Below are 25,546 nucleotides of genomic sequence, written 5' to 3'. Positions count from 1 at the left end.
TATGGCCATGATACTGCTCTGATGCGCACTTATACGGTGCTGATCACAGGCGCTCGCGCACCGGTGGCGCTGCATCTGGCGCGGCTGCTGGATGGCGCCGGCCTGAGGGTGATCCTGGCCGACAGCCCGGCCAGTCCGATTGCCGCCGCGAGCGCCGCCTGCGCCTCCTATCATCGTCTGCCGCCGCCGCGTTTTGCGCCGCAGGCCTATTTCCAGGCCGTGGCGGACCTTGTTCGCACCGAGGCGGTGGAACTGGTCATCCCGACTTGCGAAGAAATATTCTACCTCGGCGCACTTTGGCGCGATCGGGCTATGCCGGCCCGACTGCTCGCGCCGGACATGGAATTGCTGACCCGGGTTCATGACAAGCACGCATTCATCGGCTTGGCGCAAGGTTTTGGCCTTGCCGTGCCCGAAACGACACTTCTGCGATCCGACGACGATATCGAGGCGGTTCGCGGCCGTTCGCGCGAGCTGGTGTTCAAGCCGGTCTGGTCGCGTTTTGCCAGTCATGTGCTGCTGCGACCGCCATCTTCCGCGCTCAACGCCATCAGCCCTTCGGCAGCGGCGCCGTGGGTGGCGCAACGTTTCGTCGTCGGCGAAGAGATCAGCGCCTATGCGCTCGCGCATGACGGCAAGCTCAAGGCATTGGCGCTCTATCGTTCGCGCTACCGCGCCGGCAAGGGCGCCGGCATCTGGTTCGAACAGGTCGACGATGCCGCCGCTCGCAATTTCGTCGAAACTTTCGTTGCCGGCACCGGCTGGACCGGCCAGATTTCCTTCGACCTGATGCGGGAAAGCGATGGCACGGTGCTGCCGCTGGAATGCAATCCGCGCGCCGTCAGCGGCCTGCACTTCTTCCGCGACCCGGAAGCCTTCACGGCTGCGCTATTTGAAGGCGCTGAGGTAAGGCCTGACGTCGACAGACCGCAGACGGTGCGACTGGCCATGTGGGTCTACGGCCTCCCGTCAGCACTTCGATCAGGTCAGATCGGGAGCTTCCGTCAGGCGATCCGTGATGCGGACGAATTGCTCGACTGGCCGAACGATCCTGCGCCCAAACGGGCGCAGTGGCGGGCGCTTGCCGAGATCGCCAGCAAAGCGCTGCGCCAGCGCATCAGTCTGCAAGCCGCCTCGACGCGCGACATCGAATGGAACGGGCCGCTTCAAAGCTCGATCTGATACACGCGTGGCGTTGTGGCCGCCGGCGGCATTTCGCCTGCCATGATGGCCGCCATGTCGCGGCGCAGGAAATCCAGCGGGCCGATCGCCTGCAGGGCAGGGGGAGCGTGGCGTGCATTGTCGCTAGCTGATTTCAGCACCTTGCGGTCCTGTGCCAAGGCGATGTTGAACAGCGGTTTGAAGGCGAGCGCCTTGAGGTGGCCGAGCAGCCCCTGACGCGGGCCGATGAGCCAGCCCACACCTTCGACTATGTTTTCATCCGCCTGGCGCAGATGGAACGTCGTGGCCAGCGCCAGCCCGTCCTTGCCCCAATATTCAAGTTCGGCGATTCCAGGATGGCGGAAACGGCCGATGGTTTTCGTGCGTACACCCTCCAGCAGCCGGCTGATCAGGCCCTGCTGCCGCTCCTCGCCGGTATAGCAAGCCTCGACCCAACCTTCGCCGCCGGTCACGTCGACACGCACAAGATGGCGCCTGGCGCTCAAGCCCCGCAGCAGGCCTTTATGGGTGAAATGCGTGTGGGTTGCGTCGAGGATGTTCTCGGCCGCGTCGAGGACGGTCGATTGCGTCGAGGAGCGTACGCGCCGCACAAGCACGTCCTGGCCCTGCATGCAGTGGAGATATGGCTCCGTCTCTGGCGTGCCCGCTGAGACGAAGACGACGCCATCGCGCTCGATTGCGCCGTAGCGTCGCACCCGGTAGCGCGGCATCTCGCCGACATGGCCAGGAATGGCGGTGCAGAGGCCTTCGCCGTCATAGCGCCAGCCATGGTAGGGGCACTCGATCTCGCCATTGACGACCTTGCCGGTCGACAGTTCGACCAACCGGTGAACGCAGCGGTCAAACAGTGCCGCGATGCCCTTGTCGGAACGGAACAGCACCACAGGCGAGCCTTCGAACAGGATGCGCCTCGGTCTGGCGCCGACATCGGCTGAAAGCGCCACAGCCTGCCAAAAATCCTTTCGCGCGGCCTGGCTCAAAGTTCGAATCTCCGAAGCAGCGGTATCCCGACCAATGCCAGAACCCGCGCCATTGTCCACACCGCGAGACGTTGGCGGCGTGGCAGATGCCCGACATAGCAGGCGTTGTACTCGATCGCCGGCACGGCGCCGCGACGGCGTTTGAAACCGGCCGCACCGGCACTCATGTTGAAGAACAGGCCGCGTGCCGTGGCGTGGTCCTGTGCCATTGCCATCGCCATCCGGTAGAGGCCGTCGCTGATCGGCAGGCTGGTGTCGTAGCCGACGATCGGCTGCGTCAGCGTCCCGCCGTTTTCGAACAGGCCGGTGACGGCAACGAGTTGTCCCGCTTCGTCTCGCAAGCCGGCAAGCCGCAAGATGCCGCGCCGGTGCATTTCACTGATATAGCGGGCCGTATAGTGCGGATTGAGTGGCGTGTATTTTCTGACGTAGAGCATGGCGTAGAGCTCTTCGCTTCTGACAAAGTCGGCCTGCGTAAAATCGTCATTGCCGGCGATACGCAACGATGTCGCGCGCAGCCGGGCACGGTCGCGCTTCATATCGCGTGTCATCGGCGGTGCTGCACTGCGGTCGGCGAAGATGTAGACCTGACGTGCCGCGAGCATGTGAAATCCCTCCGCCTTGAGTGACGCGATGGTCGAGGGATCGGCAATGTCGTTCAGCGAGCGGATGAAGATGGCGCGGTTGGGAAACCGGCTCGTCAGATCCGTGCGCATCGCCGCGATCGAGCTGCGGTCGAGCAGCGGCGCTGGATTGGTCGAAAAGAGCCAGTTGTTGACCTGCACCTGATGATCGAGGCCGCTTGCCTTCACCAGCGGGCCACACAGGCCGATGAGCATCCGGATTGTTTTTTGCAGCCAAGGGCTTGAAGCGAAATTGCGGGTCTCGTCGATCGCATAGTCGATATAGGCGCTGGACGGGCAGCAGATGTAGCAGTTCGGCGCCTCGCTGGCATCGTTCAGCGTCAGCGGAAAGGCTCGGCCGGCGATGTCGCAGGTCTCGACGCGAACGCTCAGGTTGGCGATGAGATCGCGCACAGGCATGGTGTTGAACAATTGTACGAAAGCGTTGACCTTGCGCAGGTCGTTCTCGACCCGGTCCGATTGCTCCGGCTCCCGCTTGGCGGCTGCTGCCACGACCCGGCTCACTTGTCGGCTCCGGTGGGAAGCCGGCACTCGACACGGCGCAGCTTGCGGCCGGTTTCCAGCGGCAAGGCTGAGCGCACGGGTTCGACCGCGACCCTTGCCTGACGCGAGGCGAACAGCCCTCGCACTGCCTCCAACGCGGCCTGTGCGGCATCCCCGACCAGATCGGGCTTGAGGTGCAACTCGACCGTCTCGGGCGCCGTCTGGATCAGCCGGAAGTCGTCGATGCGCGGGTCCGCCTTCAGCACGGCGTTGCGCAGGATATCAGGGGTGATCAGGAGTGGCTCTTGCACCGAAGTAAGACGGAAGGCGTCGTCCATGCGGCCAACGATTTCATCCACCACGCGCAACGGCGAGCCGCATCGGCATAGTGTGGGCGACAGGCGCAGCAGATCGTTCATCCGGTAGCGCGCCATGATCTGGGTCTGTCGGCGAAACGCGGTGACCAGCGGCGTCACCAGCCCGTCGCCAGCCGTTTCGAACTCGAAGAAGATGGAATCCTCGGCCAGATGCAGGTTGCCTTGCCGGCAGGTGACCGCGAACAATCCCTCGGTCGCCATATAGATCTGGTCGAGCCGACGCCCGAAGAACGCTTCGATAACAGGCCGGTCGACCGGATCGAGCGTCTCGGCGGCGCTGAACACGCGCAGCGGCGAAAGCCGGAAGCATTCTATAGCGAAGTGCCGCAGGATCTTGGGTGGGCCGATGATCACCGTCGGCGCGAACGCCTCGAGGGCCGACCGCCAACGCTCCGGCCCGAGCGTCAGGTCGAAGAAGCGCAGGTCGATGCGCCTCGACTGGCGAGCGGTGTCATAGAGGCCGGTGTTTTGCGGCAGGATCACTGCCACGCGCTGCCGGCGCCAGAGCAGATCAGGAATGGCTTTCGCCAGGATTGTTCCCAGCCAGCGATATTTCTCGGTTTCGCAGATGACGAAAAGGCCACGATTGCCCGAGGTGCCTGTGCTGGCGCCGACCGTCAGCGCGCCGAGACGGCCGTCACCAGCCGCCGCCGTCCAGGCGTCGGCAGACGACACACCGGCAATGTTGAAGCGCTCGAAATCGGCCATCAGCAGTGCCTTGTCGGTCACCGGAAGGTCACTGAGATGGTGTGGCGCCACGCCATAGAACGGCGCCAGCGGCAGGTCGCGGTCGAGCCAGCGCCGCAAGGCGCGCGCCTGCCAGCGTTCGAAATTTTCCCGGCTCATGCGTGATGCCCACAAGGTGAGGGCAAACGAGCGGATTGCCTCGCCGAACCCGGTCATCCGCCCTCCGGTGTCAGGTCGTATGGCGTCAGCCCCGGATCATGGCAGAACATCACCTCGCCGCCGGCTGCCAGAAAGCGGCGCAAAGCCGCGCCGGTCCGATCGATGGCGGTGAAATCGTCGGCCAGCAGGCGTGCAGGAAAGCCCGGCGTCCGGTTCTCGACCAGTGCCTTGAGCAGCCACTGCGCGTCGACCGCATAAAGCAGCGGCCGATCCATTTCAGGAAACAGCAGCCCGAACTGGCCATCGGCATGGCCTGGCAGGTCGACCGCGACAACGCTGCCGTCGCCGAACATATCGGCTCCGCCGGGAAAATCGCCGCGCGATGGGATCGGTCTCATCGCGGACAGCCCGTCGAGCCTTGTCTCGAAATCCGCCGGAAAAAGCTCGGTGAAGACGCCATGACGCAGGTTTTGCCGGGCTGTCCGCGCCTTCAGCTCCGACCAGGCGGCATCGCTGGCGATGTAACGCGCATTGGGAAACAGGGACAGGCCGGAGATATGATCGGCGTGAAAATGCGTGACGATGACGGTTCTGATATCGCGCGGTGTCAGGCCAAAGCGAGCCAGGACAGACATGGGTTGCCCGGCCTCGACGAGTTCGGGCCTGAGCACCGTGCCATAGAAGCGCAGCATGGCGCTGCGCCGGGCTCCGGTGGTTACATGCGGCGTATAGCCGGTATCGATCAGCACCGGGCCGGCCCGCGGATGGAGGATCAGCCCGTAGCGCACGCGCAGCCGGATTTTTTGCCAGCCGCCGCCGCGCAGGATCAGTCTTTCGGCGGCGCTGACCCAGGCGCTGTTGGCGAAGACGATCTTCAAGCTGTCCCCCAGGCTTCACGCCCCCTGGCAAACGTACGGTCGAGCCCATCCTCGAACGACGCTTTCGGCGTCCAGCCAAGGATCCGCCCGGCCTTGGAAATATCGAGGCTCTGGGCATAGGCGAACAAGCCGAGGCCGTAACGGGTGACTGGCGGTTCCAGCCGGCGGGGCAGAAGCAGCGCCACCGCCTCCATCACGCCCGCTGCCAGCATCGCCGGCGCCAGCGGCGTTTTTCGCCATCGCGTTGGCAGCCCGGCGCGGGCGCAGGCACTGTCGGCAATGTGGCGCACAGCCAGCACTTCGCCGCTCGAGATGTTGAATATCTGGCCTTCGGCGGCGCTGCCGGCCGCCAGCGCCGCGAACACCGCATCGACGACATCGTCGACATGGGTGAGATCGATGCGTGCTTGGCCATCGCGAAACAGCGGCAGCGGTCGCCGCGCTGCCTGCAGCAGGCGTGGCAGCAGCGCTCGGTCGCCCGCTCCGTAGATACCGCGTGGCCTGAGCACGACAGGCCCTATGTCCGCCGCCGTGAGCACGATGTCTTCACCTTGCCGCTTGGTCCGGGCGTAGTGGTTGACCGGATCGGGCAAGGGGCTGTTCTCGGTGACGCAGAGCTGGTCGCGAAAAGCGAAACAGACCGAAGGGGTGGAGATCTGGACAAAACGCTGCACACCCAGCTGCCGGGCGAAATCGACGAGATTGCGGGTCGCCGTGACGTTGGCGGCCTCGAAATCAGCGAGCCGGCCGAAGGGCGAAGACAGCGCTGCACAATGGACGATGGCATCGATCTCGCCAAATCCGGTGTCGGACTTCGCATCAAACGGCTGCGACAGGTCGCAACGCATGACCGTATGGCCGGCTGCTTCGAGTGCGGCGCTTCGCCTGATATCGCGGCCTTGCGCCAACACCGGCATGCCCGCTGCGGCCAGCCGCGCCACGATATGGCCGCCAAGGAAGCCGCTGGCGCCGGTGACGAGCACGCGTCCCATCACGCCTCCAGCGCCATGCCGCCGAAGGAGACACCGGCCGAGGTGCCGAGGAAGAGCACCTTGGTGCCCTGCATGACGCGGCCTTGCCGGCGCGCAATATCGAGCGCGAAGGGAATGGACGCCGCGATCTGGTTGCCGTAGAGCGCCGAAATGTCGACCAGCTTCTGTGCTGCGAACCCGGTCTGTCGTGCCATGTGCGCAAGCGCAAACGGGCTCGCCTGGTGTGGCACGACGAGGTCGACTTCGTCATGCCGCCAGCCGGCACGTTGCAGGAGTTGGCCGACGAAGCCATTGAAATGGCGCGCGGTCACCCGAAACAGCTCCTTGCCGTCCATGTGAAAGATCGCATGCCGGGAAAACTCCTCCGGCTGGTGATGGAAGTCGAAGCGGGTGCCGCCGGCCCCGATGCTACAAGCCTCGTAAGCCGATGGATAGGTGCGCATGAGATTGGCCAGCACCTTGCCCTCACTGGGCGCCGCCCTGCGCAGCACAGCGGCGGCCGCACCGTCGCCGAACAGGGCGGCGATTTCAGGCTGTTCTTTCCAGGGCAGGGCGCGCGACGCAATCTCCGCCGAGAACACCAGCGCGGTTTCGCTTTGCCCGGCCTCAATCATACGGGCGGCGGTTTCGAAAGCGGTGAGGAAGCCAAGGCAGGTGCTGTTGACGTCGAAGGCCGCGGCCGAGCCATCGGCCAGCCCCAGGCGCTGCATCACCAGCGGTGCCGTCGAAGGCAGTGGCTGGTAAGGCACGCCACATCCGCCGATGATGAGGTCGACCGCATCAGGCTCTATCCCGGCATCAGCCAGTGCCAGCCGCGCCGCCGTGCAGGCCAGGTCGACTTGCGATTCGGTCTCGCAGACATAGCGCTCGATGACACCGGTGGCAGCCTCGATCTGGCCTTGGCCAAGTCCCAGCCGCTCGTCGAGGCCGCGCGATGTCAAGCACAGCGCAGGCACTGCGCGCCCGGTTCCAACAATCTTGATCCGCATGCTCAGCCGCCCAGTGAGTTGCGATTCCCAACCCATAATGCGGACGGATGGTAACAGTGAGGCGGAGCATTAGACAGGGCGGCGCGGTTTCCTGGCAGCGAGCTGCCAGGCCAAATATCTGATGGACCGGCCTGGGCAAAGTGCCAGCCTACGGCGTCATCGCGCGAAGCGACGTTTGATCCGATCGATCTGCTTGCGTATGCGGGCGGAAGCACGCTGGGTCATGCTGGACATTTCGGCGTTCGGCCCGGCTGACTTTTGCGCTCAATCTCTTCGGCCAAACGGGAATTGTCGGAGCGCAGGCGCTTCATTTCGACACGGATTTCCGGAAAATGCACCTTGGCTATATGGGACCATAATTCTCGTTGCGAACGCTCGAGGTAAGTCGCTCGGTCCAATCCATGAGGCTGGAGTTCATCCTGGACTGCGGACGCGAGCCTGCCAAGGCCCATCACGGCCACGGCGTCTGGAAGGAATACTGTTTCATGCGCGATGCCGAGATGATCGAGGAAGCGCTCCGCATTGACGATCGCGTCCGCGATGGCATGGGCGGGTTGTTTTCGATAGACTCGTCGCGCGGCTTCAGTTCTTGCAGGCGCTGTTGCAGCCAAGACTTGTCCGCCTTACCGGTCGCGGTCAGGGGCAGCGACTGAATCTCATGGATTCGGGCCGGAATCTTCCATGACGGCAAGATCGACCGCAACCCGGTCCTCGTGCCGCCAAGGCAAAACGCGGCAAGCGCGTGGGCGGATGAACGATCATGTCTGCCGCCCGGAGCCGTTCAGTTCTTGATAGAACGTTGAACTGCTAACTACATGTTTTTCCACAATTCGGGCAAGAAAATGCTAATGCGGGAAGCTTGGCGGATTGTTGAAGGCGTCTAGCATGAACGCCAGCGCCCGCTGCATGTCGGCGCGGGTCGCCGCCCCGCCGAGGCAGAGCCGCAGTGCCTCCGGTGGCGCTCGCCCGACCACGAAGGCGTCGCTCGCCACAGCCCCCAGCGCATGGCCGCGCATCCAGTCGACGATGCGCTGCCGCGTCCACGGTTTTGGCGGCTTGATCCAGATATGAAAGCCTTCGGGATCGGCGGTCATGGTGTGCGCGGGCAGCATTTCCGCCGCGATCTTCTGGCGCAGCCGTGACTCCAGGCGCAACTGCTGCAAGATCTCGTCGGCGACGCCGGTTTCAATCCATCGCGTCGCCAGCGTCGTCGTTAGCGGCGAGGCCATGACGATCTCGGTCTTGAGCTGCGCGCCGATCGTCTCGGCACTTTTGCCAGACGGCATCACGGCATAGGCGACGCGCAAGCCGGCGGCGAGGCACTTCGACAGGCCGACGATGTGATAGGTCAATTCGGGCGCCAGCATCACCAGCGGCGGCGGTGCGTCGGTCGGGAACAGCCCGTAGGCGTCGTCCTCGAGGATCTCGATGCCGAAGCGCCGCGCCACTTCCACCAGTTCGGCCCGCCGTTTGGCCGATATTGTGTGGGTGGTGGGATTGCGGATCGTTGGATTGAGATAAAGCGCCCGCACCGGTCCGGCCGACGCGCGATCGGCGAGCGCCTGCGGATCGAGGCCGAGCGCATCCGACGGCAGGCCGACCAGCTTGAGCCCGAGATGGTCGCAGATCGAAATGATGCCGGGATAGGTGATGTCCTCCGCGCAGATCGTGTCGCCGGGCCTGGCGATCGAGCGCAGGATGGCAAGCATGACTGCGTGCGTGCCGGGCGAGATGATGATTTTTTCGGAAGTCGCCTCGATGCCGCGGCGTGACAGCCAGCGCAGTGCCGCCGCCTTGTCTTCGGCCGAGCCGCCCGGGGACTGGTAGCGAAGCAGCGCGCCAAGGTCCTCGCTGGTCTCCTCCCAGATTGTGCGCATGCGCCGCAGCAGCGTCGCATCGTCCAACTCCGGCGCCTGATTCATGGTCCGGTCGGAGAGGTCGCGGCGCCGCAGGCTGACGGACGCGCTGTCCGGCTGTCTGGCGACATGGCTGCCGGAGCCGACCCTCGCCTCGATCAGTCCCCTGCGATGGGCCTCGCGGTAGCCACGCGAGACGGTCGTGAAGTTCAGGCCAAGAGCCGCCGCAAGCATTCGCTGGCTGGGAAGGCGGTCGCCCGGCTTCAGCCGCCCGGTCGTCAGATCGCGTGCGATCGCCTCGGCAAGCGCGAGGTAGGCCGGCCTGTGCGGGTCGGAGATGTCCGGTCGCCAATCGTCCGTCATCGTCACTGGCTTCTCGCAGGTGCGCGGTCGCGGTTCGCAGGTGCAGCATACAAAGACTAGGGGTCGGGCTATTTTTGAGCAACAGAATTCTTTGCCTAAAGATTAGGCGAGGATGCCCGGCGCTCGGGCGTCTTGCTAGGCAGTCGAAACGGGTGAAACCAGCGTGATCGCGAAAGCGATTGCATCATTGGATGCATTCATTTTTGCAAGTGTATGCATTGTTTGCAGTGCACAAACTGGCACGGCGATTGCAACGCAAGTCCTTGAAAGCTCTGGGCTTGCGCATAGCGGGCGCATCTTTCGAACCATCCGACGGCAAGGCGCCGGTCGGGCGAGAGCAACCAGGAGAGATGCATGCCAGCCGTTGCGATGAAGAAACACGAGATCGGTGATTTTCTCGTCGACTATGAGGAGAAGGTCTTCGAGGATGTGAAGGCCGAACCGGGCGGCAAGGCGCTCATCACCTTCCATACCGTCGCCTTCGAGGGCTCGATCGGCCTGGTCAATCTGCTGCAAGGCAAGCGGCTGATCCGCAAGGGCTTCGAGACGACGATCCTGCTTTATGGGCCGGGCGTCACGCTGGGCGTCATCCGTGGTTTCCCCAAGCTCGGTGACGAGGCCTTTCCGGGCGCCCAGAATTTCAACAACCAGCTCAAGAACTTCATGGCCGAGGGCGGCAAGGTCTATGCCTGCCGCTTCGCCCTGCAGGCGCTCTACGGCCACGGCGAGCCATCGCTGCAGGAAGGCATCGTGCCGATCTCGCCGCTGGATGTGCTCGACCTGATCCTGCTGCATCGCAGGGACAACGCGTTCATCCTCGATACCTGGACCGTGTAGGGCGATCGCGATGTCTGACAGGAGGCCCGACAGGAGGATTGTACGCGCCGCCGCCGCACAGATATCGCCGGTCCTCGACCGGCACGGCGGAACGTTGGAGAAGGTTCTCGACACTATCTCCGACGCCGCCGGCAAGGGCGCGGGGATCGTCGTGTTCCCGGAAACCTTCGTGCCCTACTACCCCTATTTCTCCTTCATCGATCCGCCGGTGAAAATCGGCGCCAAGCATCTGGCACTTTACGACGAGGCCGTCGTGGTGCCGAGCGTCGAGACGGAGAAACTTGCCGCAGCCGCCCGCGGCCATGACATCGTCGTGGTCGTCGGCGTCAACGAGCGCGATCACGGCACGCTCTACAACACCCAGCTCGTCTTCGACGCCGACGGCACGCTGGCGCTGAAGCGGCGCAAGATCACGCCGACCTATCATGAGCGCATGGTCTGGGGGCAGGGCGATGCCTCGGGACTGAGGGTGGTCGACACCAGGGTTGGCCGGGTCGGCGCTCTGGCCTGCTGGGAGCACTACAATCCGCTCGCCCGCTTCGCGCTGATGGCCCAGCACGAGGAAATCCATGTCGCGCAGTTTCCAGGCTCAATGGTCGGGCCGATTTTCGCCGATCAGATCGAGGCGGCGATCCGCCACCATGCTGCCGAAGCGGCGAGTTTCGTCATCAACGCCACCGGCTGGCTGACCGATGCCCAGAAGGCCGCCATCAATCCCGACGGCACCATGATCAAGGCGCTGTCGGGCGGCTGTTACACGGCCATCATCTCGCCCGAGGGCGCGCATGTCGTGCCGCCTTTGACCGAGGGCGAAGGCCTGCTGATCGCCGACATGGACATGGCGCTGGTCACCAAGCGCAAGCGCATGATGGATTCGGTTGGGCACTATGCGCGGCCCGAACTGCTCAGCCTGACCATCGACACCCGTCCGAAACCGGTCGCTTCCGGGTGGCCGCCTCTTTCCAAAAGGAGCCTGCGAGATGAAGATCGAGACAGCGGCGATGAGCCCGGAGATGCTGATCAACGAGATCCAGTCCTTCGGGCTAAGGCTGGTTGATCCCAGCGCCGGCGCGCCGAGCCGCCGGGGCGGCGCCGGTCCGTCCGACCACAAGGCACTGCTCGTCAATGGCCGGCCGATCATGGCGCCGGTGCACACGGCGGCGGCCTTCAGTTCTCCCTATACGGCGCTGAAGCCCAACGCCGGCGGCGAGAGTGTCATCGAGCGCGACGGTCTTGCCGTCGGCAAGGTCCGCTTCCCCGGTCAGCCGCGCTTCTATGCGCTGTCGACCGCCGACGGCATTCCCTATTCGCAGATCGCCGTCCTGCACGGCAAGGACGTGCTGGCGACCACGGTTCTGCAAACCTGCATCCGTTATGAAAGCCGCAAGAAGACCTGTCAGTTCTGCGCCATCGGCCAGTCGCTCGCCGCCGGCCGCACCATCGCCCACAAAAGCCCGGCGCAGCTTGCCGAAGTCGCCGGGGCCGCGGTCGACCTCGATGGCGTCAAGCACATGGTGATGACCACCGGCACCCCGAACAAGACGGATCGCGGTGCTGCCGTGCTCACCGACAGCGCACGCGCCATCAAGGCGGCCGTCGACCTGCCGCTCCAGGGGCAATGCGAGCCGCCGGATAACGACGCCTGGTTCACCCGCATGCGCGAGGCCGGCATCGACGCGCTCGGCATGCATCTCGAAGCGGTGACGCCAGACGTCCGTGCTCGCATCATGCCCGGCAAGGCGGAAGTGCCGGTGGCGCGCTACATGGAGGCGTTCGCCGCGGCGGTGCCGGTGTTTGGCCGCGGCCAGGTGTCGACCTACATCCTGGCCGGCCTCGGCGACACCCGTGAAGCCATTCTGTCGATGTGCGAGAGCTTGATTGCGCTCGGCGTCTATCCATTCGTCGTGCCCTTCGTGCCCATTTCCGGCACCCCGCTCGAGGATCACAAGGCACCATCGTCCGACTTCATGCACGGCGTGCTGAAGCCGCTCGGCGCGATGCTGGCCGCCGCCGGCATGACGCGCGACACCATCAAGGCCGGCTGCGGCCGTTGCGGCGCCTGTTCGGCCCTGTCCGCCTATGAGGAGCTGAGGCCATGATGTTCGAACCAGTCCAGCCCTACATTTCGCCGCAGCACCGGGTGAAGTTCGCCATCTGGCCATGGGAGCGCGAAGGGGCTGCCCGCCTGCGCCGCGCGGTGTTCTGCGACGAACAAGGCATTTTCGACGGCGACGACCGCGACGCCATCGACGACCGGGCGGTGACGATCGTCGCGCTCTCCGACCAGTGCGGCTGGGACGACGAGGTGGTCGGCACCGTGCGCATCCACAGCGGCGACGCGCCGGGCGAATGGTGGGGGTCGCGGCTGGCGGTATGCAAGGAATACCGCCGCCAGGCGGGACTTGGCACTTCGCTCATCCGCCTCGCTGTCTCCTCGGCCCATGCCCAAGGCGCGACGCGGTTCCTGGCCAATGTGCAGAGCCGCAATGTTCTCTTGTTCCAGCGGCTGCACTGGACATCGCTCGGCGAGACCAGTTTTCACGGTCATCCGCACCATCACATGCAAGCCGATCTTTCCTTCTATCCGCCGATCCTCGACGGCGCGACCGGCTTCGTTACCCGCACGGCCGAGATCGCATGAGCGCGGGCGACGACATCGCCGCGTTGGCTGAGAGGCTGGCGCGAAGTCCGGGTGTGACCGGCAAGACCGATATCGCGCATGCCGTAGAGGCACTCGGCATCGGCGGCGCCTCGGCGATTGCCGTCGGCGACGATACGGCGGCAATACCCTGCGGCGACGGCTGGAGCCTGTTCGCCTGCGAAGGGATGATTGCCAGCTTCGTTGAGGCGATGCCGTGGTTCGCCGGTTGGTCGGGGGTGATGGTCAACCTGTCGGATGTCGCCGCCATGGGCGGCAAGCCACTCGCGGTGGTCAACGCATTGTGGGCGCCCGGCGTCGCCGAAGCGGCGGAGGTGCTGGCCGGAATGCGTGCCGCCTCAGCGGCCTATGGCGTGCCGATCGTCGGCGGCCACACGAACCTGCATGCAGCCGGCAGGCAGCTATCGGTCGCCGTGCTCGGCCACGCCAGGGCGCTGCTGACCAGTTTCGATGCGTCGCCCGGCGATGTTCTGGTCGCGGCGATCGACCTGCGTGGCAAATACCACGACCCCTATCCGTTCTTTGACGCGGCAAGCACGGCGCCACCCGAACGCCTGCGCGCCGATCTCGACCTGTTGCCGATGCTGGCGGAGAGCGGCCTTTCGGTCTGTGCCAAGGACATCAGCCAGGGCGGCATCATCGGCACCGCGGCAATGCTGGCCGAATGTTCAGGCGTCGGTATCGACATCGATCTGGAGGCACTGCCGATGCCGGCCGGCGCCAATATCGAGCGCTGGCTGACCACCTTCCCGAGCTTCGGCTATCTGCTGGCCGCCAAGCCCTCGGCCGCCGCGGAAATCTGCTCGGCTTTCACGGCCCGTGACATCGCCGCCGCCGTCATCGGCGACATCGATGGGTCCGGTGCCGTTTCGATCCGCTCATCCTCTGGACGTGCCGTCGTGCGGGATATCCATGCCGAGCCACTGATCGGCTGTGCGCCATCGGCACCGACAAAAGAGGCCGAACATGCCTGAGGTTCGCTTCAGGATACGCTGGCCGGACGGCAGCGAGGACCTCTGTTACTCGCCCTCCACCGTGGTTCGGGAACATCTCGCCGCCGGCGATGTCCATCCACTGGCAAATTTCCTTGCGGTCAGCGAAGCGGCGCTGTCGGCGGCGAGCCGTCGCGTCGAGGCTCGCTACGGCGCTCCGTGCTCTCGCGCCGCAGCGCAGCTCAAGGCACTGCAATCAAAGGCCGCGCTTCAGCCATCGGGCGCGGTCGAAATCCTGTCGATGGAATGATGACGAGCGGAAAGGGACTTGCGTGGCGATCGAACATCATACCGTGGTCGTGATTGGCGGCAGCCAGGCCGGGCTTTCGGCAAGCTGGTGTCTGAAACAGCGCGGCATCGATCATGTCGTGTTCGAGAAGGACAGGGTTGCGACCAATTGGTTGAACCAACGTTGGGACGCGTTCTGCCTGGTGACGCCCAACTGGCAATGCACGCTGCCGGGTTTTTCCTATGACCGAGAATTTGCCGGAACAGACCCGGACGGTTTCATGCTGCGCGACGAGATCATCGCGTATATCCAGGCCTATCGCGCCCGCTTCGATCCGCCGTTGCGCGAGCAATGTGGCGTCCGCTCGGTCAAACGCCAGGGCTCTGCCTATGCGGTCGAGACCGATGAAGGGTCCTGCACCGCCGATTTCGTCATCGTCGCCACCGGCGGCTATCACAGGCCCAAGATTCCGCGCTCGGGCGGACAGCTGCCGGCGGACATTCTGCAGCTTCATTCCTCCACCTACCGCAATGCGCGTCAGACCGGCGACGGCACGGTGCTGGTCATCGGCACTGGCCAATCCGGCTGCCAGATCGCCGAGGATCTGCATCTCGAAGGCAAGAAAGTGCATCTAGCGGTCGGTAGCGCGCCGCGTGCGCCGCGCAACTACCGTGGCCGCGACGTCACGTCCTGGCTGGTGGATATGGGACATTATGCGCTCACGGTCGACGACCACCCGCAAAGGGAAGGCGTGCGGCGCAAGGCCAATCACTACATGACCGGCCGCGATGGCGGCCGCGAGATCGATCTCAGGCGGTTCGCCTCCGAAGGCATGGCGCTCCATGGCCGCCTCAAGGACATCAGTGGGGCCAAAATCGGTTTCGAGGACAATCTGGCCGCCAATCTCGACAATGCCGACGCGACCTCGGCTCGGATCAAGAACGAAATCGACAAATGGATCGCCGAACACGGTATCGACGCGCCGGTCGAGGCGCCATATGTGCCGGTATGGACGCCTAACGAAACGCCGCTTGCCATTGACCTCGAACAGGAAAATATCCGCACCGTGGTCTGGGCGACGGGGTTTTCGACCGACTATGGCTGGCTCGATGTGCCGGCGCTCGACGACAGCGGCTATCCCGACCATTGGCGCGGCGTTTCGAAACGCGCACCCAACCTCTATTTCCTCGGCCTGCCATGGCTGTGGACCTGGGGTTCGGGGCGGTTCTCAGGCGTCGGCCAGGACGCCGCTTACATCGTGGCGTCCATCGCCGAAGGGCGAAGTGGGCTGGAACGCCGCATCGCATAGCTGGACTGATTATATGGTCGAGGTCGGCTGGCGAGTGAGATGCTCGTGACGACCTGCGTCAGTCCTTCGCCCGCTCCACATAAGCCCCATCGGCCGTCATCACCACCACGCGGGTACCGGGCGCGATGTGCGGCGGCACTGTGGTGCGCACGCCGTTGGAAAGCACGGCCGGCTTATAGGAGGACGATGCCGTCTGGCCCTTGGTCGTCGGCTCGGTCTCGACCACTTCGAAAGTGGCGCGCTGCGGCAGCACCAGAGCGATCGCGATGCCGTTGAACTGCGAGACCTGCACCGGCATGCCTTCCTGCAGATAGGGGGCTGCGTCGCCGACCACGGCTTCCGTCACCGCCACCTGGTCGTAGGTTTCCGGGTTCATGAAGTGATAGCCTTCGCCGTCGGCGTAAAGGAAGGTGTGCTCGCGCTCTTCGACATAGGCGCGCTCAACCTGTTCGGTGGTGCGGTAGCGCTCCGAAACCTTCACCCCGTCGCCGATGCGGCGCATGTCGAGCTGCGTCACCGGCGTGCCCTTGCCTGGGTGGATGTTTTCGGCAAAGAGGATCACATAAAGCTTGCCGTCCTTGTCGACGACATTGCCTTTGCGGAGCGAACTGGCGATGACTTTCACCACGGTTTTAAATCCTACGAGAGTTGACGGGCGTTTGCCGGCTTGTGCGGCGCTGGTAGCGCATCTTGGCGCGAACCGCCAGCCCTCACTGCAAACTGACATGGCGCGCGCCAGCACGCCTTCAATCCGCCGATGACCGCCGCTTCGCCCTGGTGGACGCCGCATGTCCATGCCGACCGCCGCCCGCGACTGCTGCTGCGCAATGGCCTGACAGCTGCCCTGCGTGACTGGTTCGTGGCCCAAGATTTCATCGAGGTGGAAACGGCGGCCCTGCAGGTCTCGCCCGGCAATGAGGCGCATCTGGCGGCTTTCGTCACGGAAGCGGTCGGGCCGGATGGCGCGCGTTCGCCGCTTTATCTCCACACCTCGCCGGAATTCGCCTGCAAGAAGCTGCTCGCTGCCGGTGAAGTCAGGATTTTCAGCCTCGGGCCGGTCTACCGCAACCGCGAGCGCGGCCCCTTGCACCATCCCGAATTCACCATGCTCGAATGGTACCGGGTGGGGGAGACCTATGAGAGCCTGATGCGCGATTGCGCCGATCTGCTGGCGCTGGCGGCGACAAGGGCAGGGGTCACGCGCTTTTCTTTCCGTGGCCGCGACTGCGATCCATTTGCCGAGCCGGAACGGCTGACGGTGGCCGATGCCTTCACCCACTATTCCGGCATCGATCTCCTGGCCACGGTCGCCGCCGATGGCGGCACCGACCGGGACGCGTTGTATGCCGCCTTGACCCGCGCAGGCCTGCGCACGGCGACCGACGACAGCTGGGCCGACCTGTTCAGTCGGGTGATGGTGGAAAAGATCGAGCCCCATCTGGGCTTCGGCCGCGCCACCATCCTGTGTGAATATCCGGTCGCCGAGGCCGCACTCGCCCGGCCGAGCCCGCGTGACCCACGCGTCGCCGAACGCTTCGAACTCTATTGTTGCGGCGTCGAACTCGCCAACGGCTTTGGCGAACTGACCGATGCCGCCGAGCAGCGCCGGCGCTTCATCCTCGAGATGGACGAGAAAGAGCGCGTCTATGGCGAACGCTATCCACTGGACGAGGATTTTCTCGCGGCGCTGGCCATCATGCCGCAGGCCAGCGGCATCGCGCTCGGCTTCGACCGGCTGGTGATGCTGGCGACCGGCGCCCAGAAGATCGAGGATGTCATCTGGACACCGGTCGCGGCAACCTGAACCGCACGCCTGCGGCCGGCCTTCTCACCTCAATGCGCGAAAACCTGCTCCAGCGATCGAAAGCCTTTGAATTCCAAAGCGTTGCCGGAGGGGTCGCGGATGAACAGCGTCGCCTGTTCGCCCGGCTCGCCCTTGAAGCGCACCATTGGCCGTTCCAGCCAGTCGATATCGTCGCACGCTTCCAGCCGCGTCGCCAGGCGCTGCCAGTCGTCCATCAGCAGCACGGCGCCGAAATGCGGGATTGGCACCAGAATGCCGTCGACCTTGCCGTCGCTGGCGGCTTGCGCGGCCTGCGGCCGCAAATGCGCCGACATCTGGTGGCCGTAAAGATCGAAATCGACCCAGGTCGCCGACGAACGGCCGATCGCGCAGCCCAGCACCTCGCCATAGAAAGTGCGGGTTTCATCGAGATCACGGACCGGGAAGGCGAGATGGAAAGGCGTCATCGAGGATGCTCCGTGCAGGCTGCGGACTGATTTTGCGTCACAGGGTTCTGGGTAGGAACCGTGTAGCGATGCATTTTGATTGAAGCCTGTGCCATTGCACAAGCCGGACCGGAACAATAGATGGTGGGCGCGGCCGCAAGCTGGCCGCGACAAGCAGGATTACAGGCATGGCCGACACTTCAGACGCTGCAAAACTGACCGACCGCGTCGCGGCGCTGGTCGAGGCCGCCAAAAAGGCCGGCGCAGATGCGGCCGACGCAGTCGCCGTGCGCGGCCGTTCCACCACCGTGTCGGTTCGGCTCGGCAAGGTCGAGGCCACCGAATCGTCGGAGGCCGAGGACGTTTCGCTGCGCGTCTTCGTCGGCCAGAAGGTGGCGAGCGTCTCAGCCACCGCTGCGTCCGACCCGGCGATGCTCGCCGAGCGCGCCGTTGCCATGGCGAAAGTCTCGCCTGAGGATCCCTATCAGGGTCTGGCCGATCCAGCGCTGCTGGCAAGGCAAACGCGCGATCTCGACCTGTTCGATGGCACCGGAGTGTCGGCCGACCAGTTGAAGGAAGCAGCCCTTGCGGCGGAAGCGGCGGCACTTGCCGTCAAGGGCGTAACCAATTCGGCCGGCAGCGGCGCCAGTGCCGGGCTGGGCGGGATGGTGCTGGCCACCTCGCACGGCTTCCTCGGCCATTATGTCGGTTCGGGTTTTTCGCGTTCCGCCAGCGTCATCGCCGGCGAGGGTACCGGCATGGAGCGGGACTATGAATTCTCCTCTCGCCGGCACTTTGTCGATCTCGATGCGCCGCAGGATATCGGCCGCAAGGCCGGCGAACGCGCGGTGCGCCGCATCGGCGCGCGCAAGGCGGCGACCGGGCCGATCGACGTGGTCTTCGATCCGCGCGTGGCGCGCGGCATCGCCGGCCATATTGCCGGCGCCATCAATGGCGCGTCCGTCGCGCGCAAGACCTCGTTTCTGCGCGACATGATGGGCAAGCAGGTGGCTGCATCCGCGATCACGGTCACCGACGAACCGCTCAGGCCGCGTGGCCAGGCCACGCGCCCGTTCGACGGCGAGGGCATCGAGGGCGAGAAGCTTCTGATGGTCGAAAAGGGTGTGCTCAACCATTGGTTCCTGTCGACCTCGGCCGCAAGGGAGCTGGGATTGATCACCAATGGGCGCGGATCGCGCAGCGGCTCCTCCGTTTCGCCGTCCTCCACCAATCTCGCCATCGAGCCGGGCGACCGCTCGCCGGAGGACCTGATCAAGTCGCTCAAGACCGGCTTCTACGTCACCGAAGTGTTCGGTCAGGGCGTCGACATGTTGACCGGCGAATACAGCCGCGGCGCCTCCGGCTTCTGGATCGAGAATGGCGAGCTTGCCTATCCGGTCGCAGAAGTCACCATCGCCTCGAACCTGAAGACGATGTTCCTCAACATGGTGCCGGCCAACGACCTCGACCGCAATTTCGGCACCGCCGCACCGACGCTCCTGATCGAAGGCATGACCCTTGCCGGAGCATGAACTGACCACTGCCGGTGCCCCTTCGGGCGCCATCGGGGATCTGCCGCTGCTGCGCGACGCCGCCCGCGAGGCGGGTCTCATCGCCATGCGTTACTTCGGCAACAGCCCGCAAGTCTGGATGAAGGGCGGTACCTCGCCGGTCAGCGAAGCCGACCATGCGGCCGACGCCTATCTGCGCCAGACCCTGCTGGCGGCGCGGCCGGACTATGGCTGGCTGTCGGAAGAAACGGTCGACGATCCGGCGCGGCTTTCGGCGCGCCGCACCTTTGTCGTCGATCCGATAGACGGCACACGCGGCTTTCTCGAGGGACAGCGCACCTGGTGCGTCAGCGTCGCCGTCGTCGAACAAGGCCGCACGCTCGCCGGCGTGCTCGAATGCCCGGCGATGGACGAGACCTTTTGGGCGCTGCCCGGCCAGGGTGCGTTCCGCAACGGCAAGCGCATCGCGGTGCGCACGCTTGGCGACAAGGCCGAGATTTCTGGACTGAAGCAACTGATCGACCTCGTGCCGGCCAACTGGCAGAAACGGCTGACACGGGCGCCCTACAGCCCCTCGCTGGCCTACCGCCTGGCAATGATCGCCAACGCCACGCTCGACGCCACCTTCGTCAAGCCGAACGCACATGACTGGGACATCGCCGCCGCCGATCTCATCCTGCGCGAGGCCGGCGGCCAGTTGCTAGACCCGCATGGCCGCGCGCCGCTCTATGCCGGCGAGGTGACCCGCCACGGCGCGCTCGCCGCCGGCAGCGGTGAGCTGTTGACGGTGCTCGTCGATGTCATCGCCGGTCTGTGAAAGCATATTCGCAGGTTCCAAAGTCGGCGGCTTTGGTCTAGACCTGTCACAAACTCACAATATGTGAAGGACCGACATGGCCGCGGAAGACGGAAAGAAACAGCTTTTGCATCTGGTGTTCGGCGGCGAACTGAAGAAGCTTGGCAGCACCGAGTTCCGCGATCTCGATGCGCTCGACATTGTTGGCGTCTATCCGGACTATCAATCCGCGCACACGGCGTGGAAAGCCAAGGCGCAAGCCAGCGTGGACAATGCCCATATGCGTTATTTCGTCGTTCACCTGCACCGTCTGCTGGATCCCGACAGCAAGGTCGTCGGTTGAATTCGGTGGAGCATGACCTGGCGAAAGGGCCAGCCAGCGACGCCACGCCCACGGGCAGGGGCGGCAGCCGCGCGACCAAGGCCTTCTGGCGCAAGATACGCGAACCGCTCGCGCAGTCGCGATTCGTCAAGAACGTCATTGCCAGCCTGCTCGCGCAATTCGTGCGGCTGGTTCGCCTGACCAGCCCCCTGGTCGCTGGATCGGCCCGCTTTTCAGGCGGCGCCTACGCCGAGTTCGAGCCCGGTATCATTGCTCTTTGGCACGGCCAGCATCTTTTGACGCCGGCCTATTATCCCAAGCGGAAACCGCTGGTCGCCATGGTGTCGCGCAGCGCCGATGCCGAGCTGAACGCTTTGATGCTGGAGAAATTCGGCATCGAGGCGGTGCGGGGTTCCGGTGGACGCGACAATGCCAGGCATCTCGACAAAGGCGGGGCCAAGGCCCTCATCGCCCTCAAAAAGTCGCTCACCGCAGGCAAGAACGTTGCCATGATCGCAGATATCCCGCACGGCACGCCGCGCGACGCAGGGCTCGGTATCGTTCTCCTGGCGCGCCTCTCGGGCCGACCGCTCCTGCCGGTCGCCATCGCCACCAGCCGCCGCAAGGTGCTGGAAAAGAGCTGGGACAAGACCACCATCAACCTGCCGTTCGGCCGCTCCGCCGTGACCATCGGGGCGCCGATCTTTGTAGCGGCGGACGCCGATGACGCCGAAATGGAGCGCAAGCGCCAGGAAGTCACCATCGCTCTCAATGCCGCGACGGCCGAGGCCTACCGTCTCGTGGACGGCCGGCGATGAGCGGTCGCTGGGCGCGCGCCATGCTGTCGGCATACCGTTTTGCCGGTGCCGCTGCCTATCCGCTGGTCGGACCCTATGTCGCCTGGCGCACCTCGCGCGGCAAGGAAGACCGCAACCGCCGCCGCGAGCGCTATGGCGTCGCCGGCCGCCCGCGCCCCGAAGGACCGGTGATCTGGATCCATGCCGCAAGCGTCGGCGAGACCATAGCCGTTGTGCCGTTGGTCGAAAGCATTCTCGACTATGGCGTCAACATCGTGCTGACGACCGGCACCGTGACATCGGCCCAGGTTGCCGATGAGCGACTCGGCGACCGCATCATCCACCAATATGTGCCGCTCGACCTGAAGCCGGCGGTGAGCCGGTTCCTTGATCACTGGCGCCCGGACCTGGCGATCATCGCCGAATCCGAGATCTGGCCGATGACCATCCTCGAGCTTGGCGCGCGTCACGTGCCGCAGGTTTTGGTCAATGGCAGGCTGTCCGACCGCTCGTTCACCTCGTGGAAGAAGCGCGCCAACATCGCCGAGGCGCTGTTCGAGAACCTTGCCCATGTCGTTGCCCAGTCCGATATCGACGGTGAGCGCTTTCGCGCGCTCGGTGCCCGGCCGGTCACGGTGTCCGGAAACCTCAAGGTCGATACCAATCCGCCGCCGGTCGACCAACGGGCGCTGGCCACCTTGCAGCGGCAGATCGGCGGCCGACCGACCTGGGCCGCGATCTCGACCCACGACGGTGAGGAAGTGGTCGCGGCGGAAGTCCACGCAACGCTGCACAAGCGTCACCACGGCCTGCTGACGATCGTCGTTCCGCGCCACCCCGATCGCGCCGAGGCCCTCGCCGCGCAGATTTCCGGCATGGGGCTGAAGGTCGCGCGGCGCAGCAAGGGCGACCGCATCGGGCCTGACACCGATATCCTGCTCGGCGATACGATCGGCGAGATGGGGCTCTATCTCCGGTTGACCGAAATCGCCTTCGTCGGCCGCTCGCTGACCTCCGAGGGCGGCCAGAATCCGCTCGAGCCGGCCATGCTCGACACGGCGGTTCTCGCCGGGCGCAATGTGCAGAATTTCCGCGAAGCCTATCAGCGCCTGATCGACAGCGGTGGCGCCAAGCTGGTGCGCGATCGCGACATGCTGGCCGGCGCCGTCAACTTCCTTTTGACCAACGAAGTGGCGCGTCACAAGATGATGGCGGCGGGGATCGCGACCGTCGATGAAATGCGCGGCGCGCTGGCGCGCACGCTGAAATCGCTCGAACCCTACATCCAGCCACTGGTCGTCAAGTCGCGCCTGAAGGGCGCCAACGGGCGCTAGCGTGGCCTCCGAAGCACCACCATTCTGGTGGGAAGAGCCGGACTGGAAAGTCCTGGCGCTGTCACCGCTGTCGGCCGTGTACGCACTTGTTGCCGGACGCGGCATGCGGCGGGCTCGGCGCGAGAAGATCGAGGCGCCGGTCCTGTGCATCGGCAATTTAACCGTTGGCGGCACCGGCAAGACGCCGGTCGCCATCGCGCTTGCCGAACAGGCCAAGCGCCTGCATCTCAAACCCGGTTTCCTGTCGCGCGGCCATGGCGGCTCGTTCGCCGAGCCGCATGTTGTCGATTCCCACCACGACAGCGCCAGGCATGTCGGCGACGAGCCGCTGCTTTTGGCCGAGCACGCCCCCGTCGCGGTGACACCGAACCGCGCCGCCGGCGCCCGGCTGCTGCTGGAAAAGCACGGCTGCGACTTCCTGATCATGGATGATGGCTTTCAGAGCGCGCGCATCCATATCGACTACGCGCTGGTCGTCGTCGACGCCCGCTACGGCATCGGCAATGGCCGCGTCATTCCGGGCGGCCCGCTCCGGGCCAAAATCGTCGACCAGCTGGTCTTCACCAGCGGGTTGTTGAAGATGGGCGAGGGCACTGCGGCCGACGCCGTGGTGCGCCAGGCGGCGCGCGCCGGCCGGCCGATCTTCGAGGCTCATACGGAGCCAAGCAGGAAGGCGGGGCTTGCCGGCAGGCGGTTTCTCGCCTTCGCCGGCATCGGCCATCCCGACAAATTCTTCGACACTGTGCGCGAGGCTGGCGGTGAGGTGGTTCTCTCCAGGCCTTTTCCGGACCATCATTTCTACGCCGAGGACGAACTCGCAGAACTGGCGACGACGGCGCGCGCCGAAGATCTCGGGCTCATCACCACGGCCAAGGACGCTGCCCGGTTGCGCCACGGCGCTTCGCAGGATTTTCTCGACGGACTTGAGGTACTCGAAATCGACACGGTTTTCGAACTCGACAATGTGCCGAAACGCATCATCCACGAGACGTTGGATGCCTGGCGTCAGCGCAAGCTGAAGAGTTAGCTCCGCTTGCGCAGCTCCGGATGCATCTCGATTTCACGGCGCAGCGATGCGGTGGCGTTGACGTAGGGCTCCTGCCTGGCAACGCTCCAGTATTTCAGCTCGTCCAAGGGGATGTTTTCTCCGGTCACGGCGCAGCGCACGAACGAGCCGGGGCTCGTGACCTGGAAATCGCCATCGAGATAGCGGATGCGGGCTTCCTTGCCGCCCGGGCCTTCGAAACGGTTCATCATTCGGTGGTGCCAAGTGTCATACAGATTTCATCGCCACAAATCTGCGGCCGGGTCAAGCATGTGACAAGCCTCGGACAATGCTGAGGCACTAGGACAGGTGCGAAAAGCGCTTTAATCGGGGGCATGATGGATATTTCTTCCGCCCGCCTGGCCTCCTTGCTCAAGGAGGCAATGACGCCGCAACCCGTGCCGTTGGCGAAAGCCGATCCGGTCAGGACGGTGCTGGTCAGGGAACTGGTCCAGCCCGCCGCGCCTTCCCTGCTCGCTCAACGCACGGCGCCCGCTTTGTTGGCGATGCCCGCAGCGCCCATGGCCGTCAAATCGCAGCAGATTGCTTCTTCCGGCATCGTCGAGGCTTATCAGGCCCAGCTCGACGCGAGGGATGAGGCGGTGCTGGCTGATGTCGTGACGAGAAAGGCAGCGCCAGAACCCGAAACGCAGCGAAGCTTCATGCCACCTTCGGCAACAGCCAATGACAACGCACCGGCCAGGGCTGCGGGGGTCTCATTGCTGTCGTTCATTCCGCCGCCAGCCCCCGTCTCGCGCAGCAATCCCGCTCTGAATACCCCGGCCGGACGGCAAAGGCCTGCCAATCAATCCCACGCTGCGGCATCCAACCCTGAGGGCCTGCTGGTGAGGATCGGCTTTGTCTCGATCATGACCGGTTTGTTGGCAACCATGATCATCGGGTTCGTTCTGCTTTTGCTTCGTTGACGTCCGAATCGGCTGACGGGATAGGCCAGCAGACCTATCGCTCGGCCTCGATGAACGCTTTGATCTTGTCCGGAGCCAATCCGGCCTGATGCGCGATGCGGCGGGCGAGGTCGGCGGCGGCCGTGCGTGGCCGTCCCAGCGGCCGGTCGAGCCAATAGGACACCGGATTGAGCGCGGTGCGCTCGTCGACCGCGGCAATGCGGCCCGACTGCAGCTGATGCCCGGTCAACGGTGGACGCGCCAGCGCGATGCCGAGCCCATAGGCGGCAGCATCCAGCACCAGATTGTAGTCCTCGAATCGCCGATCCTGCGGGCGTGGGCGGTAGTCCATGCCTTGTGCCGCGAACCAGGCACGCCAGCCGGACGCGTCGGAATCGTTGATCAGCGGAAATTTAAGCAGCCGGGCCGGGTCACCGCGGCCGATTTCGCGAGCGAGTTCCGGTGAGGCGACGGGGAAGACATGCTCTTCGAACAGTTGCACCGAAATGCGGCCGGGAATGCCACCACGGCCGCAGCGGATCGACAGGTCGATGCCTTCATCGGCAAGGTCGGCCTGGCGGATGTCGACATCGAGCACGATGCGCAGCTTGGTGGGATTGTTCTCCAGTGTCGCCATGCGCGGCATCAGCCACAGCCCGCTGACCGAGGGGATCGAGGTCAGCCGCACCACCGCCGTGCCGCGCGGCTCGACCCAGCGGTCGGAATGGCTTGATATCAGTGCGAAGGCTTCCGCGGTGCGCAGATGCAGCCGGTTGCCTTCGATCGTCAGCGAGACGCCGCGCGCGCCGCGATCGAACACTTTCAGCCCGAGCCAGTCCTCGAGCTTGGCGATCTGCCGGCTGACGGCGCCATGGGTGATGTTGAGTTTTTCGGCGGCCGCCGAAAAGCTGCCTGTGCGTGCCGCCGCGTCGAAGGCGCGCAGCGTTTCGAGCGGCACCATTGTGTCCGAGCTGTGATCCATAGTCACAGG

General features: G+C 64.8%; 28 protein-coding genes. 16 read left to right on the top strand and 12 right to left on the bottom strand.

What is annotated here, in order from left to right; translation table 11 throughout:
• The first annotated feature begins 21 nt into the window (after window positions 1-21).
• A complete protein-coding gene (locus HGP13_RS24970; protein ID WP_172230016.1) occupies window positions 22-1,182 on the top strand; it encodes a hypothetical protein in 1,161 nt (386 codons plus the stop codon).
• Here the strand turns inward: HGP13_RS24970 and HGP13_RS24965 are convergent.
• The 8 genes from HGP13_RS24965 to HGP13_RS24930 form a co-directional block, all read right to left on the bottom strand.
• Window positions 1,167-2,126: a Rieske 2Fe-2S domain-containing protein gene (locus HGP13_RS24965; protein WP_246707116.1), complete on the bottom strand. Its 960-nt coding sequence runs from the start codon at window positions 2,124-2,126 to the stop codon at window positions 1,167-1,169. The genes HGP13_RS24970 and HGP13_RS24965 overlap by 16 nt on opposite strands.
• 32 nt (window positions 2,127-2,158) lie before the next feature.
• Window positions 2,159-3,310, bottom strand: coding sequence for a GNAT family N-acetyltransferase (locus HGP13_RS24960; RefSeq protein ID WP_246707115.1), 1,152 nt, complete (start codon window positions 3,308-3,310; stop codon window positions 2,159-2,161).
• Complete coding sequence (locus tag HGP13_RS24955) at window positions 3,307-4,569, bottom strand: F390 synthetase-related protein (RefSeq protein ID WP_172230010.1); 1,263 nt, start codon at window positions 4,567-4,569, stop codon at window positions 3,307-3,309. The genes HGP13_RS24960 and HGP13_RS24955 overlap by 4 nt, the downstream gene beginning before the upstream one ends.
• The gene (locus tag HGP13_RS24950) at window positions 4,566-5,390 is read right to left on the bottom strand and encodes an MBL fold metallo-hydrolase (RefSeq protein ID WP_172230007.1); all 825 of its coding nucleotides are present in this window, start codon (window positions 5,388-5,390) and stop codon (window positions 4,566-4,568) included. Before HGP13_RS24950 ends, HGP13_RS24955 begins: the two co-directional genes overlap by 4 nt.
• On the bottom strand, window positions 5,387-6,382 hold the full coding sequence (locus tag HGP13_RS24945) for an NAD(P)-dependent oxidoreductase (protein WP_172230004.1): 996 nt from the start codon (window positions 6,380-6,382) through the stop codon (window positions 5,387-5,389). Before HGP13_RS24945 ends, HGP13_RS24950 begins: the two co-directional genes overlap by 4 nt.
• Window positions 6,382-7,371 (bottom strand): 3-oxoacyl-[acyl-carrier-protein] synthase III C-terminal domain-containing protein, encoded by a 990-nt coding sequence (locus HGP13_RS24940; protein ID WP_172230001.1) that lies wholly within the window; start codon window positions 7,369-7,371, stop codon window positions 6,382-6,384. The genes HGP13_RS24945 and HGP13_RS24940 overlap by 1 nt, the downstream gene beginning before the upstream one ends.
• Window positions 7,372-7,592: 221 nt before the next feature.
• The gene (locus HGP13_RS24935) at window positions 7,593-7,982 is read right to left on the bottom strand and encodes a hypothetical protein (protein WP_172229998.1); all 390 of its coding nucleotides are present in this window, start codon (window positions 7,980-7,982) and stop codon (window positions 7,593-7,595) included.
• A 234-nt stretch (window positions 7,983-8,216) separates the two neighbouring features.
• On the bottom strand, window positions 8,217-9,590 hold the full coding sequence (locus HGP13_RS24930) for a PLP-dependent aminotransferase family protein (protein ID WP_172229995.1): 1,374 nt from the start codon (window positions 9,588-9,590) through the stop codon (window positions 8,217-8,219).
• 354 nt (window positions 9,591-9,944) lie between these two features.
• Here HGP13_RS24930 and HGP13_RS24925 point away from each other — a divergent pair, with 354 nt between their 5' ends.
• Genes HGP13_RS24925 through HGP13_RS24895 form a run of 7 tightly spaced genes read left to right on the top strand, consistent with a single transcriptional unit; the run spans window position 9,945 to window position 15,616 of the window.
• On the top strand, window positions 9,945-10,427 hold the full coding sequence (locus HGP13_RS24925; protein WP_027034655.1) for an MSMEG_0572/Sll0783 family nitrogen starvation response protein: 483 nt from the start codon (window positions 9,945-9,947) through the stop codon (window positions 10,425-10,427).
• Between the two features lie 10 nt (window positions 10,428-10,437).
• Window positions 10,438-11,484: a Nit6803 family nitrilase gene (locus tag HGP13_RS24920; protein WP_172229992.1), complete on the top strand. Its 1,047-nt coding sequence runs from the start codon at window positions 10,438-10,440 to the stop codon at window positions 11,482-11,484.
• Window positions 11,429-12,526 (top strand): MSMEG_0568 family radical SAM protein, encoded by a 1,098-nt coding sequence (locus tag HGP13_RS24915; protein WP_172234838.1) that lies wholly within the window; start codon window positions 11,429-11,431, stop codon window positions 12,524-12,526. The genes HGP13_RS24920 and HGP13_RS24915 overlap by 56 nt, the downstream gene beginning before the upstream one ends.
• Entirely contained in the window at window positions 12,523-13,068 is a 546-nt protein-coding gene (locus HGP13_RS24910) for an MSMEG_0567/Sll0786 family nitrogen starvation N-acetyltransferase (RefSeq protein ID WP_172229989.1), read from the top strand. Before HGP13_RS24915 ends, HGP13_RS24910 begins: the two co-directional genes overlap by 4 nt.
• Complete coding sequence (locus HGP13_RS24905) at window positions 13,065-14,060, top strand: sll0787 family AIR synthase-like protein (protein ID WP_172229986.1); 996 nt, start codon at window positions 13,065-13,067, stop codon at window positions 14,058-14,060. Before HGP13_RS24910 ends, HGP13_RS24905 begins: the two co-directional genes overlap by 4 nt.
• Window positions 14,053-14,328: an MSMEG_0570 family nitrogen starvation response protein gene (locus tag HGP13_RS24900; protein ID WP_172229983.1), complete on the top strand. Its 276-nt coding sequence runs from the start codon at window positions 14,053-14,055 to the stop codon at window positions 14,326-14,328. The genes HGP13_RS24905 and HGP13_RS24900 overlap by 8 nt, the downstream gene beginning before the upstream one ends.
• A gap of 22 nt (window positions 14,329-14,350) precedes the next feature.
• Complete coding sequence (locus HGP13_RS24895; protein ID WP_172229980.1) at window positions 14,351-15,616, top strand: MSMEG_0569 family flavin-dependent oxidoreductase; 1,266 nt, start codon at window positions 14,351-14,353, stop codon at window positions 15,614-15,616.
• A 58-nt stretch (window positions 15,617-15,674) separates the two neighbouring features.
• On the opposite strand, the gene efp is transcribed toward HGP13_RS24895, so the two are convergent.
• Complete coding sequence (gene efp, locus HGP13_RS24890; protein WP_140768118.1) at window positions 15,675-16,244, bottom strand: elongation factor P; 570 nt, start codon at window positions 16,242-16,244, stop codon at window positions 15,675-15,677.
• A 129-nt stretch (window positions 16,245-16,373) separates the two neighbouring features.
• On the opposite strand from efp, the gene epmA reads away from it, so the two are divergent.
• Window positions 16,374-17,420 (top strand): EF-P lysine aminoacylase EpmA, encoded by a 1,047-nt coding sequence (gene epmA, locus HGP13_RS24885; protein WP_172229977.1) that lies wholly within the window; start codon window positions 16,374-16,376, stop codon window positions 17,418-17,420.
• 29 nt (window positions 17,421-17,449) lie between these two features.
• Here the strand turns inward: epmA and HGP13_RS24880 are convergent, their stop codons facing one another.
• Window positions 17,450-17,866: a VOC family protein gene (locus HGP13_RS24880; protein WP_172229974.1), complete on the bottom strand. Its 417-nt coding sequence runs from the start codon at window positions 17,864-17,866 to the stop codon at window positions 17,450-17,452.
• Between the two features lie 167 nt (window positions 17,867-18,033).
• Between HGP13_RS24880 and HGP13_RS24875 the strand changes: the two genes are divergently transcribed.
• The 6 genes from HGP13_RS24875 to lpxK all read left to right on the top strand — a co-directional run bounded on the left by HGP13_RS24875 (window position 18,034) and on the right by lpxK (window position 23,632).
• Window positions 18,034-19,377 (top strand): TldD/PmbA family protein, encoded by a 1,344-nt coding sequence (locus HGP13_RS24875; RefSeq protein WP_172229971.1) that lies wholly within the window; start codon window positions 18,034-18,036, stop codon window positions 19,375-19,377.
• Window positions 19,364-20,173 (top strand): 3'(2'),5'-bisphosphate nucleotidase CysQ, encoded by an 810-nt coding sequence (locus tag HGP13_RS24870; protein WP_172229968.1) that lies wholly within the window; start codon window positions 19,364-19,366, stop codon window positions 20,171-20,173. The genes HGP13_RS24875 and HGP13_RS24870 overlap by 14 nt, the downstream gene beginning before the upstream one ends.
• 76 nt (window positions 20,174-20,249) lie before the next feature.
• Window positions 20,250-20,495 (top strand): DUF4170 domain-containing protein, encoded by a 246-nt coding sequence (locus HGP13_RS24865; RefSeq protein ID WP_172229965.1) that lies wholly within the window; start codon window positions 20,250-20,252, stop codon window positions 20,493-20,495.
• A 5-nt stretch (window positions 20,496-20,500) separates the two neighbouring features.
• A complete protein-coding gene (locus tag HGP13_RS24860; RefSeq protein ID WP_172229962.1) occupies window positions 20,501-21,292 on the top strand; it encodes a lysophospholipid acyltransferase family protein in 792 nt (263 codons plus the stop codon).
• Window positions 21,289-22,605: a lipid IV(A) 3-deoxy-D-manno-octulosonic acid transferase gene (gene waaA, locus HGP13_RS24855; RefSeq protein ID WP_172229959.1), complete on the top strand. Its 1,317-nt coding sequence runs from the start codon at window positions 21,289-21,291 to the stop codon at window positions 22,603-22,605. The genes HGP13_RS24860 and waaA overlap by 4 nt, the downstream gene beginning before the upstream one ends.
• A gap of 1 nt (window position 22,606) precedes the next feature.
• Window positions 22,607-23,632 (top strand): tetraacyldisaccharide 4'-kinase, encoded by a 1,026-nt coding sequence (lpxK, locus tag HGP13_RS24850; RefSeq protein ID WP_172229956.1) that lies wholly within the window; start codon window positions 22,607-22,609, stop codon window positions 23,630-23,632.
• Here lpxK and HGP13_RS24845 read toward each other — a convergent pair.
• Window positions 23,629-23,862, bottom strand: coding sequence for a DUF2093 domain-containing protein (locus HGP13_RS24845; protein ID WP_095770527.1), 234 nt, complete (start codon window positions 23,860-23,862; stop codon window positions 23,629-23,631). The genes lpxK and HGP13_RS24845 overlap by 4 nt on opposite strands.
• A 123-nt stretch (window positions 23,863-23,985) precedes the next feature.
• Here HGP13_RS24845 and HGP13_RS24840 point away from each other — a divergent pair, with 123 nt between their 5' ends.
• Window positions 23,986-24,576, top strand: a complete 591-nt coding sequence (locus tag HGP13_RS24840; RefSeq protein ID WP_246707114.1) for a hypothetical protein — start codon at window positions 23,986-23,988, stop codon at window positions 24,574-24,576.
• Between the two features lie 34 nt (window positions 24,577-24,610).
• Here the strand turns inward: HGP13_RS24840 and HGP13_RS24835 are convergent, their stop codons facing one another.
• Window positions 24,611-25,537, bottom strand: a complete 927-nt coding sequence (locus tag HGP13_RS24835) for a LysR family transcriptional regulator (protein ID WP_246707113.1) — start codon at window positions 25,535-25,537, stop codon at window positions 24,611-24,613.
• Window positions 25,538-25,546 lie beyond the last annotated feature (9 nt).

The sequence above is a fragment of the Mesorhizobium sp. NZP2077 genome (genome assembly GCF_013170805.1).
Classification (GTDB): Bacteria; Pseudomonadota; Alphaproteobacteria; order Rhizobiales; family Rhizobiaceae; genus Mesorhizobium.
The sequence above is the reverse complement of the archived record's forward strand: the minus strand, read 5'-3'. Positions and strand labels throughout refer to the sequence as shown.

What these genes read in the sequence shown, in the direction of transcription:
- HGP13_RS24955 (WP_172230010.1), bottom strand. Translation starts at nt 4,569, where the DNA reads ATGACCGGGTTCGGCGAGGCAATCCGCTCGTTTGCCCTCACCTTGTGG.
- HGP13_RS24905 (WP_172229986.1), top strand. Translation starts at nt 13,065, where the DNA reads ATGAGCGCGGGCGACGACATCGCCGCGTTGGCTGAGAGGCTGGCGCGA.
- HGP13_RS24920 (WP_172229992.1), top strand. Translation starts at nt 10,438, where the DNA reads ATGTCTGACAGGAGGCCCGACAGGAGGATTGTACGCGCCGCCGCCGCA.
- HGP13_RS24835 (WP_246707113.1), bottom strand. Translation starts at nt 25,537, where the DNA reads ATGGATCACAGCTCGGACACAATGGTGCCGCTCGAAACGCTGCGCGCC.
- waaA (WP_172229959.1), top strand. Translation starts at nt 21,289, where the DNA reads ATGAGCGGTCGCTGGGCGCGCGCCATGCTGTCGGCATACCGTTTTGCC.
- HGP13_RS24900 (WP_172229983.1), top strand. Translation starts at nt 14,053, where the DNA reads ATGCCTGAGGTTCGCTTCAGGATACGCTGGCCGGACGGCAGCGAGGAC.
- HGP13_RS24910 (WP_172229989.1), top strand. Translation starts at nt 12,523, where the DNA reads ATGATGTTCGAACCAGTCCAGCCCTACATTTCGCCGCAGCACCGGGTG.
- HGP13_RS24930 (WP_172229995.1), bottom strand. Translation starts at nt 9,590, where the DNA reads ATGACGGACGATTGGCGACCGGACATCTCCGACCCGCACAGGCCGGCC.
- HGP13_RS24915 (WP_172234838.1), top strand. Translation starts at nt 11,429, where the DNA reads ATGAGCCCGGAGATGCTGATCAACGAGATCCAGTCCTTCGGGCTAAGG.
- HGP13_RS24875 (WP_172229971.1), top strand. Translation starts at nt 18,034, where the DNA reads ATGGCCGACACTTCAGACGCTGCAAAACTGACCGACCGCGTCGCGGCG.
- HGP13_RS24865 (WP_172229965.1), top strand. Translation starts at nt 20,250, where the DNA reads ATGGCCGCGGAAGACGGAAAGAAACAGCTTTTGCATCTGGTGTTCGGC.
- HGP13_RS24845 (WP_095770527.1), bottom strand. Translation starts at nt 23,862, where the DNA reads ATGATGAACCGTTTCGAAGGCCCGGGCGGCAAGGAAGCCCGCATCCGC.
- HGP13_RS24925 (WP_027034655.1), top strand. Translation starts at nt 9,945, where the DNA reads ATGCCAGCCGTTGCGATGAAGAAACACGAGATCGGTGATTTTCTCGTC.
- HGP13_RS24880 (WP_172229974.1), bottom strand. Translation starts at nt 17,866, where the DNA reads ATGACGCCTTTCCATCTCGCCTTCCCGGTCCGTGATCTCGATGAAACC.
- HGP13_RS24945 (WP_172230004.1), bottom strand. Translation starts at nt 6,382, where the DNA reads ATGGGACGCGTGCTCGTCACCGGCGCCAGCGGCTTCCTTGGCGGCCAT.
- epmA (WP_172229977.1), top strand. Translation starts at nt 16,374, where the DNA reads ATGACCGCCGCTTCGCCCTGGTGGACGCCGCATGTCCATGCCGACCGC.
- HGP13_RS24970 (WP_172230016.1), top strand. Translation starts at nt 22, where the DNA reads ATGCGCACTTATACGGTGCTGATCACAGGCGCTCGCGCACCGGTGGCG.
- HGP13_RS24940 (WP_172230001.1), bottom strand. Translation starts at nt 7,371, where the DNA reads ATGCGGATCAAGATTGTTGGAACCGGGCGCGCAGTGCCTGCGCTGTGC.
- HGP13_RS24840 (WP_246707114.1), top strand. Translation starts at nt 23,986, where the DNA reads ATGATGGATATTTCTTCCGCCCGCCTGGCCTCCTTGCTCAAGGAGGCA.